Annotated in this window: 9 protein-coding genes; all 9 read right to left on the bottom strand. The window is 59.0% G+C overall.

What is annotated here, in order from left to right; translation table 11 throughout:
* Positions 1-213: 213 nt before the first annotated feature.
* The 9 genes from RI563_RS01185 to ubiA all read right to left on the bottom strand — a co-directional run bounded on the left by RI563_RS01185 (position 214) and on the right by ubiA (position 8,467).
* Positions 214-867 (bottom strand): hypothetical protein, encoded by a 654-nt coding sequence (locus RI563_RS01185; RefSeq protein ID WP_310692498.1) that lies wholly within the window; start codon positions 865-867, stop codon positions 214-216.
* A gap of 86 nt (positions 868-953) precedes the next feature.
* Complete coding sequence (locus RI563_RS01180; RefSeq protein ID WP_310692497.1) at positions 954-2,069, bottom strand: tetratricopeptide repeat protein; 1,116 nt, start codon at positions 2,067-2,069, stop codon at positions 954-956.
* Positions 2,066-2,995 carry an ExeA family protein gene (locus tag RI563_RS01175; RefSeq protein WP_310692496.1) on the bottom strand — a complete coding sequence of 310 codons (930 nt, stop codon included), beginning with the start codon at positions 2,993-2,995 and terminating at the stop codon, positions 2,066-2,068. The genes RI563_RS01180 and RI563_RS01175 overlap by 4 nt, the downstream gene beginning before the upstream one ends.
* 23 nt (positions 2,996-3,018) lie before the next feature.
* Positions 3,019-4,746, bottom strand: a complete 1,728-nt coding sequence (gene mshL, locus RI563_RS01170) for a pilus (MSHA type) biogenesis protein MshL (protein ID WP_310692495.1) — start codon at positions 4,744-4,746, stop codon at positions 3,019-3,021.
* 50 nt (positions 4,747-4,796) lie between these two features.
* Entirely contained in the window at positions 4,797-5,099 is a 303-nt protein-coding gene (locus RI563_RS01165; RefSeq protein WP_310692494.1) for a general secretion pathway protein GspB, read from the bottom strand.
* A gap of 22 nt (positions 5,100-5,121) precedes the next feature.
* On the bottom strand, positions 5,122-5,784 hold the full coding sequence (locus tag RI563_RS01160) for a hypothetical protein (RefSeq protein ID WP_310692493.1): 663 nt from the start codon (positions 5,782-5,784) through the stop codon (positions 5,122-5,124).
* The gene (locus RI563_RS01155; protein WP_310692492.1) at positions 5,781-6,398 is read right to left on the bottom strand and encodes a PilN domain-containing protein; all 618 of its coding nucleotides are present in this window, start codon (positions 6,396-6,398) and stop codon (positions 5,781-5,783) included. The genes RI563_RS01160 and RI563_RS01155 overlap by 4 nt, the downstream gene beginning before the upstream one ends.
* Positions 6,395-7,324 carry a pilus assembly protein PilM gene (pilM, locus tag RI563_RS01150; RefSeq protein WP_310692491.1) on the bottom strand — a complete coding sequence of 310 codons (930 nt, stop codon included), beginning with the start codon at positions 7,322-7,324 and terminating at the stop codon, positions 6,395-6,397. Before pilM ends, RI563_RS01155 begins: the two co-directional genes overlap by 4 nt.
* Positions 7,325-7,573: 249 nt before the next feature.
* A complete protein-coding gene (gene ubiA / locus RI563_RS01145) occupies positions 7,574-8,467 on the bottom strand; it encodes a 4-hydroxybenzoate octaprenyltransferase (protein WP_310692490.1) in 894 nt (297 codons plus the stop codon).
* Positions 8,468-8,654 lie beyond the last annotated feature (187 nt).

The raw sequence follows: 8,654 nt of genomic DNA, 5'->3' as shown, positions 1-8,654 counted from the left end.
CTGGAATTAACGCAAAGTACGCAAAGACGCGAAGAACGCAAAGGAGATAATGATTAAGTGTTGTGTGGTGATTAAAACGAAGACCAACGTGGACATAACCACCGAACAGTCCTGGTAAAACAGATTTAATCGTCGGTGTATTCAGGGCGGTGCGCAGGACGCACCCTGTTCGGCTTTGAGGTTATTACCGGCAACATGCCAGCCAGCAAAAGATCAGAAATCCATGAACAGATCGAGGAAGATGCCTCTGGATTCATATTCCAGACCGGGCGTGGTCTGGCCGTTATCCAGGGAGTATTGCTGATGGCGCCAGCCGCCTTCAAGGCCAAGGCCGCGATGCCATTTGTATTGCAGCTTGGCCTGATAATCGAACGCGCGGGCCCGTTCGCTGTCACGATGGCTGCCTTCCAGCGACGCGGACAACCCGTCAAACGGCAGCTCGAACAGGGCGGTGGCATAAAACATGGGAATGGCCTGGTTAAAATTATGCACGGCGGTCTGATCTTCCGCCTGCGGATAACGACCTGCCGCATCGAGGTACTTGATATTAAGCCCCAGATCCAGTGACATACCGTGCGCTGTGCTGATCGGATAGAACAAGCGGGCGTCATATTGCTGCAGGCGGTTGGCCGTACTGGATGACTCCGAAAGCGAGTCCACATTGTGTAACCGGGGCTGCAGGAGAGCCTGGTGTGATTCGCTGTCATCACGCAGTTGCAGGGCCCGCCGGGTCTCCCCATCCAGGTTCAGACGAAACTGCGGCAAATAGCCCGGCTCATGCTCCTCGGCAAGCAGCGGCGGTGCCATGAGCAGCAGGCTCACGGCAACACTGAGCAATCCGGCATTGAAATGCTTGATCAGAAACATGGGCAAGGTCGGCAAGAATTCGTTGCCCTGATTATAGAACAGCCCGCCACCGCGAACCACTCACAAAGCGCGACTTAACGCAGAATTTACAATCCCGCTGCCGCCAGCGCGCTCAGTCGTTCAGCGGCATACTCTTTAAGGCTTTCCGCCAGGGTGGGACTGTTCCTTGCCCGTTCATAGGCAGAGCGGGCCTCGGTATATTTCTCCAGTTGCTCCAGGGAAACCCCCAGCCCGATCCACCAGTTTCCCTGACGGGGATTGACCCGCAACAGATCCCGGTACGTGGCCGCCGCTTTGAGGTGGTAGCCCGCCTGTTGATAGATCGCCGCCAGCAGGGCGTGATAATCGCGGTCCACCCCCATCGGTGGCGGCTGGCGCTCGAGCACCGCGATAGCCTGGGTCGGTTTGTCCTGCTTGAGCAGGACACGGGCATAGAGTTTGGCAAACAGGCTGTTCTGCGGCGCCAGGGCCACGCCCTCTTTCAACAGGGTTGCCGCCTCCACATAACGCCCGCTTTTAATATACACCCCGGCCAGCAGTTCCCGGGCCCGGTGATGTTGCCGGTAATGCTGCAATGCTTCCCGCAAGTGACGCTCGCCGGCTTCAGTTTGTTCCCGGCCGAGTAATTGATAGCCCTTTTTATACGCCAGTTCCGCGCGCTGTTCATCGCTCAATGGCCGGTTGCGCTTGGTCACCTGCTGCGACGTTTCATCAACCGCCGACCCGGTCCGGGCCGGCTGGTGTTCGACCCGCGAGGTGGGTTCGGGTTCGGGTTCAGATGCCGGCTTCGGCTTTGCTGCCGTCTGGTTCTTTGCCGGGGTCACGGTTTGGGGCGCGGCTTTTTCTTCTGTCGAATCCCGCTCCGCCGTTGACGACCCGGCGGTGACACTTTCAGCGGACGGGCTGTTTTGCCCGCTGTCCGCTTGTGGCAACGGGGCGGTCTCGACCGCCGGCACCGGGGCCGTGGCGATCGGCGGCGCGCTCGCCCCGGCCGGCTGCGGTGTATTGAGATAGAACCAGCCCAGCACAGCGACCAGTACCACCAGCAATATCAATGAAGCGGCCAGTGCATAGACCAGATAGGGCGGACGCCGGCGTGCCACACTGTAACGATTCACGCCTTGCAACGAACCATCCGGGGATGACACCGAATCGGCACGACGCTTTTCCAGATCCTTGAGCATCTGGTTAATCAGGCTCATAAACTGACTCCCGGCAACCTGTCCCCCTGCCAATAGAACAGAGCAACCGAGACCAGCACGGTGACCGCTGCCAGCCACCATGGCCAGCGCCGGCGCGGCGGATGCGCCAGCTGGGCATCCTCGGTATCCTTGACCGCCAGACGCATATGTTGCTCGTCGACCGTGGTGTCGCCCCGTCCATAGGCGGCCATCATCGCCTTGTGGGACAGGATATTGATCAAACGCGGTATACCGCGACTGCATTTATACAATGTTCGCATCGCCCTGTGCTCGAACAGGGCGCCCCCCTGATAGCCGGCTACCACCAGTCGATGGGAAACATAGGAATCGAGTCCTTCGCGATCGATCGGCTCCAGTCGATAGGAGAAGGTAATGCGTTGCTTGAGCTGGCGCACCTGGCGGGTATTGAGGCGTTCGTCCAGTTCCGGCTGGCCGAACAGCACGACCTGCAACAGTTTGTATTTCTCGGTTTCCAGGTTGGTCAAAAGGCGCAGGGTCTCCAGCGTTTCAGTTGGCATGGCCTGGGCCTCATCGAGACATAACACGACTTTCTTGCCTTCACTGGTCAACTCCATCAGTCGATCCGTGATCATTTTTTGTAACTGGTGATGACCATACGGTCGGTTGGACAACGCAATACCCAGTTCCGAGGCCACTCCCGCCTGCAGGCCATAAGGGCTCAACTGGGGATTGGGAATGTAGGCCGAGACAAAGTCCTTGTCCATGGTGTTGAGCAGCTTGCGGCAAAGCAGCGTTTTGCCGGTGCCGACCTCGCCGGTGACCTTGATAAAGCCCTCGCCGCTGCGCAGGGCCACCAGTAACGTATTCAGGGCGTCGGCATAATGCCCGTAAGAGAAGAAATAGGCCGTATCCGGGGTAATCGAAAAGGGCGCTTCCCGCAGTCCGAAATGTTGCAGATACATCATGTTCTTGCGCCCATTACTCTTGCCTATTGCCGGTTGCGCATGCGGCGGATCCGTTCCTGCGAGGAACGTACCGCATCGGACCAGGTCTCGTCCCCCTCAACCAGCACTGGCTTGAGCAAAATGATCAGCTCGCTCTTGCGGGTCACTTCGCGGGTATGACGGAACAGACCGCCAATCAACGGCAAATCCCCGAGCAACGGCACCGAGGCATCCTCGTCGGTAACCGAGTCCTGCATCAACCCCCCGATGACAACCACCTGGCCACTGCGTGCGCGGATAATGCTGTCCGACTCCCGAATGGTACTGATCGCCAGCGGCACGCTGAAGGTGGTATTGGAAGAGACGCTGATATTCTTGGTTTTTTCGGTAACCGTGCTGACTGACGGATGGATGTGCAAAATGATATTGCCGTCCTCGCTGATCTGCGGGATCACATCCAGCGCCACACCGCTGAAGAACGGTGTCAGTTCCACGTTACTGCTGGTGGTCGAGGTGCCGGTGGTAATGTCGGTATTGGAGGCGACGTCGGTGATAAAGAACTCATCCTCGCCCACCTTGATAACGGCTTTCTGGTTGTTAATGGTCGAGACTTTGGGACTGGAGAGCACCTGTACATCGCCCTGAGTCTCGAGCAGTTCGATAAAGGCGGCAAAATCGTTGCCAACGTTTAGCGCCATGGAGAAAACGCCGCCGAAGGCCGAGGCTGCCGAGCCGTCCACCTGATTGAGGGCACTGGGATTGAGATTCCCGTCACTACCGGTGGTATCCGCCACGCCCGAGCCACCGAAGATACTGCCGCCGCCGGTCTGGTTGATCAAAAAGCTGTTATTGGCCGTATCGTGCAGGGCCGACCAGTTGATGCCGCTCTGGAACCGATCATTGAGTTCGACCTCGATGATCTTGGCTTCCAGAATGACCTGACGCTGAACGACATCCTGTGTGGATTTAATAAAGCGTTCCACCGCGCGCAGCTCAGCCGGCATGGCATTGACCACCACCAGCCCCGACTGACGATTGACCACCACGTTGCGCCCTTCCTTGTTACCCACGATGGTCTTCAGGGCCGATTCCATACCCTTCCAGAAATCCGACTCGGATTCGGTATTGATCGAACTGCCGGACAGGGTATTACTCTGCCCGCCGGGCTGGTTAATATTGCTCCCGCCGCCAGCCAGTCCCCCCGTACGTCCGCTACCGCTGGCCGGCGCGTTCTCGGTAACCTGCCCGGAACTGACCCGCAGATTGGAAACGCCCTTGCGCTTGATATCCAGATAATCAAGACTGAAAATACGGGAGGTCAGGGTATTGGGGAACACCTTGAAGCCGGTGCGGGTCTGATCATAATCATAGCCGTAGACATCGCGCACCACTTCCATGACGTCGGCCACGGTCACATTTTTCAAATCCAGCGTAAGGCGCCCGTCCACATCCGGATGCATCACCATGTTATGCGGCGTGCCTTCCACCAGCTCCATGAAAAAACGGCGCGCGTCGGCGCGATTGACTTTGATATCAAAGCGCGGTTCGGTATCGATACCGCTACTGTCGGGTAACTGCAGATTAAACTCCGGCATCAGCGCCTCGCTGATACTGGCCGGGGCATCACCCTGTCGATCGGCGGGGCGAGCTCCCGCTTCGTTGAGCGCCTCGTCAATCGATGACAGCGTTGCCGGAGGTGGCTGGGTACCGGCACAGGCGGCCAGCTGCGCGATGCAACCTGCGATAAGCGTCATTTTCAGTGTTTTTGTCATAGCGTTTTCCAGCACGATTGCCTGTTCCGCGGCCAGGCCGCGATCATTGTCTAGCGAAATTGTTTGCGAATGCCGCCCGGCACGAGCCGGATGACGAACTCTTCCTGTTTGTAGCGCAACTGCACATAGCCCGGCTGGATCGCCAGCACCCTGGCGCCGTTAACGCTGTCGCCCTCCCGGACGCGCTTGCCGTTGATCACGGCGATACGTTCCCGCTCGCCGATCTTGATCGTATCCACATTCCAGCTGGGCGCCGCCGACTTGCCACCGGGCACATACAGTCGATACCCCGGCGGCCGGGTCGGGTCATCCAGCTGTGCGCTCACCGGCGCGGCGAACACCAGGCCCAACATCAACAATCCGGTAGCAACCCTGTCAAACACCGATCCAGCCCTCTTTCAGACTCAGGGTATGCACGGTGATGGTCACGCTTGAGACCGGATAGCTTTTCACCTGCAGTTGCAGACTGTCCCAGTAAAAGTCCCATTTCAGTTCCTGCAACGCCTGAAGGTACTCCAGTGTGCTGAGATAACTGCCGCTGAATTCGATCTGCATACCATGACGGTATACGCCGGAGTCGGGATAGTCCCCTTCCGCATCGGTCGATAATTCGAGCAACGGCTGAATCGGCAGGTTACGCACCGCGATCAGCTTGAGATCGGTTTTTTGCGTCAACACCGCCTCCAGCACCTGCGCCATCTGCGCCGGGCTGATCAGACTGGCGGTTTTTTCCTGCAACCGGGCATCCACTTCGGCCAGTTGCTCCTGCAATTTTTCCTGACGCCGACGGTTGGCCTGATCGGGATCGCGCGCCGACTCGCTGTTCAGCGCCGTAATCTGTTGTTCGAGGGCCGCGATTTGCGAGTCCGTGGTCTGCAAGCGGTTACTCAGGCGCTTGTTCTGGTCGGCCTGGGCCAGATAGACAAATTCCAGCCAGACGATGCCGATCACCAGCAGGGCCCCCACGCCCAGAATAAGGCGCTCGCGTAACGTCAGCGCATCAAACCGTTCAGCCCACTGTTGCAGTGTCTGCTTCATTCGCTCGACTCCTGCTTCACCCGGCTCTGCAACTGAAAGTTCATGTGCCGGGGCTGATCCGCATTGCGGCTGATGGCCAGGTTATCGAATTCGGTGCCGGCGAAGATCGTTTCTGCGGACAGTTTCTGCAAATAATTGGGCACATACTCGGGCTTGAGACTGCGCCCCTGCATATCCAGGCGTGTGCCACCCTGGCGCAGGGCCAGTTCGGTCAACCACAGCCCGTCGATGCGCTGGCGTGCCAGCCCGGTCAAATGTTCCACGAAGCCGTCGGTATTGCCGAAGCGCCTGCCCGACAGCGCCTGCAGAATCTGTTGCTTGACCGCCAGCTCGTTATTCAGGGCTTCGACGGCCTTCTGCAATTGCTGATCGCCCTGGCGAGCTTCAAGTTTCTGGCGCAGTGTCGCGACCTGTTGTTCCAGTTCGGTCTTGCGCTGCGCCTTTTCGGCCAGCTCGGTATTGAGCCCCTGTTGCTGCCACTGCATAAAGCCGGAGACCAACGCCAGCAACACGATCAGGCCCAGTACCGCCAGCCCCACCTGCCGCGCCGAGAACGGCCGTTGCTGTTCGCGGAAGATGTCCTGATAGAGATTGATCTGCTGGCCCGGCATCATGTTCCCGGCCCCCGCAGCGCGGCCCCGATGGCCAGCAACGTCTCGGCCTGAATGCGCCGATCCGGCAGGGCATCCGCCTCGAGCAGCTCACCCAGTTCCAGTGGCTTGATCTGAACGCCGAGGTTGCTACCCATGTATTCGAGCATCTCCGGCAGCGGCGTCGGGGTCGGGGCCAGCGCCAGATGGCCGATAGGCGGCAACCCGAAATGGCTTTCGAAATAATCCAGCGAGCGCTGGACTTCCAGCACGATGGTGTCAAACGCGCGCTGTTGATCCGGCGAAATGTCAGCTTCCAGTTGCAGGCCGCTGTCACCGTCGGCCGTGGCAGTGGCCGATTCGAGCATGCGATAACCGACATCCAGTTCCCGCGCCAGATAAATCGCCCCTTCGCGGGTCAGGGTCAGCAGGCCCGAATCGGGGCCCAGCGACAGCATGGCCACCCCGCGCGCATCCTCGGGCAGGCGCACGGCCAGATTGCGCTGTGCCAGCTCGGGAATATCCACACAGCAGAGATCCGCGCCGGCGCCCTCCAGTTCATCGATATACTGTTTAACCCGCTCCTGACGCGCCGCCACCACATAGACCATGGGCCGGCGACCGCGCTCCTGCTGACCGGGAATGGTGAACACGTCCAGCACCGCCTCATTGATATCGAACTCGAGCCGGTCCTTGATGCGCCAGCGCACCGCCGCCTGCAGCTCGTCTTCGGCCACCTCCGGCGCCTCAATCATTTGCAGGTCAAACTCGCCGTGGTTGAGGACGGTGCTGACCCGCATGCCGTTCAGGCCGTCTGTGCCCAGCACTTTGGTCAGAACCTGGGCACGTTCGGCCGGGCCGGCGGCCATAAACTCACACGCAACCAGCACCGGCTGCTGTGCCTGATAACGCACGGCCGCCACGGCAATACCCTGATCGGAAAGATGCACTCCGACCAGTCCCGGCACCGCCCTGGATTTTTTCAGCCATCCGAACAGGGAACACCCCCTTGTTTAATTGATAACCCGGAATCCCTTCAGTGTTTACCCGATGCCTTCGCGCATGCAGAGTTAAGGCCGGATCTTGATATCTAGCTCTAAATTTCGAAGCTAACTTATTGTAGTATATAGTATTGTAGTGCAATTTACAGTCAAAAACAGCCTTTGGCCCTGTTCAGGCCCCGAGTTCAGCCCCCGGATTCAGCCCCAGGCGTAGGCCACCAGCAGCCCGACAAACACCGCCCCGCCCAGCCAGCTGTTGTTCAAAAAGGCGCGAAAACAGGCTGCCGGCTCCCGATCCCGAATCAGATACTGCTGGTACAGGGCAAAACCCAGCGCCGCCAGCAGGCCTATATAATAAGGTGTTGCCAGCGCCAGCTGGCGACCCAGCAGCAGCAGCCCCAGCAAGACCAGCCCCTGCAGCAGGCCGACGATCAGCCGGTCCGCGTCGCCGAACAGGATGGCGGTGGATTTGACCCCGACTTTCAGATCGTCCTCGCGGTCGGCCATGGCATACATGGTGTCGTAGGCCACCGACCAGACCACGTTGATCACAAACAGCAGCCAGGCCACCTTCGGGACCGCGCCGGTCTGGGCGGCAAACGCCATGGGAATCGCCCAGCCGAAGGCCATGCCCAGCACCACCTGCGGCAGATGGGTATACCGCTTCATAAACGGATAGAGCGCCGCCAGCGCCACGCCACCGAAGGCCAGATAGATCGTCAGCCGGTTCATGGTCAGTACCAGCAAAAAGGCCAGCAAACAGAGCGCCACGAACAATCCCAGGGCCTCGCGCGGGCGCACCTTGCCGCTGGCGATGGGTCGCTCGCGGGTACGCGCCACATGCGGGTCGAACTCGCGATCGGCGTAATCGTTAATCACGCAACCGGCCGAGCGCATCAGGATCACGCCCAGCATAAACACCACGAAAACATCCAGCCGCGGAAACCCCTCGGCCGCTATCCACAGCGCCCACAGGGTGGGCCATAACAACAGGAAAATACCAATCGGTCGGTGCAGGCGGGTCAGCAGAAAATACTGATACAGGCGGTCAAGAATCTGATCGCGGTTGGTCACCGGTCGCTGCGAATTCATTCAACCTCTGTCGTGTGCCGGGTCGGAATAGATATTGTATTGTAACAATAATTCAAAGGCATGCGGAATCAGTATCTGTCAAAGATGAAGTTCACAGTTTTTCGATCGCGGGCAGAAAAATTTCATTTACCAGCAGCGGCTTGCCCGCCAGATAGAACAGCGAGCGCCGTCCCCAGATAACGTCCGG

The sequence above is a fragment of the Thiohalophilus sp. genome (assembly GCF_031581315.1).
In the GTDB taxonomy this organism is placed as follows: domain Bacteria; phylum Pseudomonadota; class Gammaproteobacteria; order UBA6429; family Thiohalophilaceae; genus Thiohalophilus.
Note: the sequence above shows the minus strand (reverse complement) of the source record. Positions and strands in the feature narration are given on the sequence as shown.